This window comes from Spiroplasma sp. ChiS (assembly GCF_002968355.1).
GTDB classification, from domain to species: Bacteria; Bacillota_I; Bacilli_A; order Mycoplasmatales; family Mycoplasmataceae; genus Spiroplasma; species Spiroplasma citri.
In genome coordinates, this window is record NZ_PUUH01000130.1 from 1 (window position 1) to 1,285 (window position 1,285).

The 1,285-nt window shown below is 21.9% G+C and carries 1 protein-coding gene; it reads left to right on the plus strand.

Annotated elements, in window-relative coordinates; translation table 4 throughout:
• The first annotated feature begins 666 nt into the window (after positions 1 to 666).
• Positions 667 to 1,269 (plus strand): hypothetical protein, encoded by a 603-nt coding sequence (locus C6B38_RS04170; RefSeq protein WP_105298763.1) that lies wholly within the window; start codon positions 667 to 669, stop codon positions 1,267 to 1,269.
• Positions 1,270 to 1,285: the final 16 nt, after the last annotated feature.

The window sequence follows — 1,285 nt, forward strand, 5'->3', positions numbered from 1 at the left end:
AAAAAAAGAGATTTAATATCTCTTTTTTTATTTATAGTATCGCACAGACTATTGACTGGCAAGGTTTCTTTTCTTTATTTAAACTTGCAAGTAGAACCTAGAATAACTCGCAACATCACTTGCTATTTAATTATAGCATGTTTTTATAAAATTAAAGGAATAATAAAAAAATATGGTATTAAAATAAAAATATGGTATTATATATACAAATTTGCATTTATTATATATTTGACAAATAATTTTAATGACGGTATCATCACGATAATAAGTAATAATTATTACTTATTGAAAATTAAACAATACTAATTATAATTATTAAAATTAAAAAAATTTGTATTTATTCAGTCGTATTATAGTAAATAAATAATGTTGAACTACTTGAATGAATTTAACTCATAACCGAGTTCCCCTAGACAACCACAAACAGGCAGACAAGAAGATTATTCACATAATATTTAAGGAATTTGTTACGACTGAATAAGTACAAATTTGTATATATTATAACATAAATTATTTTAAAGACAATATAAATTGTCTTTTTTTATTTGACAAATATTTTTAATGACGGTATCATCACGACGACAATAAATGATGGGGTTAATTATTATTGTTAAGGCTGGTGATTTTTTATGTTAGATAATAATGAAAATAATAAGGTGGTTAATTATGGCAATAGTTTTAAAAACATTTCCTAATTGTAATGTAGAAGCGTGTGATGATGGAATTATTCAAGATTTTTTTGCTAGTTTTTTTGTTAAAGATAAAAATATTATTTTTTTAAACGAAGAAAAAAAGTTAATAAAAAGACACCTTGGAAATAAAGTTGTTTTTAATCAAACATATATATTAATTTATGGGCGAATTATTGAAATTGAAGAAGATACAGAATATGAATTACAAGCAACCAGCGGAAATTCAATTAAAAAAATTATTTTTAATATTAATTTAAGAACAAAAAAGAATGAAATTAAAACACTAACAAACGAATTATTAAATGAAAGTAATTTATCATGAGAAGATATTAAAAACGAAGAATGAAGCTATGATATTGAATTATTCACCTATCAATTACAAAATAACACAATTTACAATATAAAAGAAAATCAAAAATATTGAGAAGACTTAAAACCACACACAAAACTAAACAACAATCTAAACAATAATTTTAACAACATTAAAGAAACAATGAATAAAAAAATGATTGCTAATAACGCATTACATAGTGAATGAGATAAAACATCTAACAAATTAGAAAAAAAATATTTATAAAAGAGAGGCAAAAAAA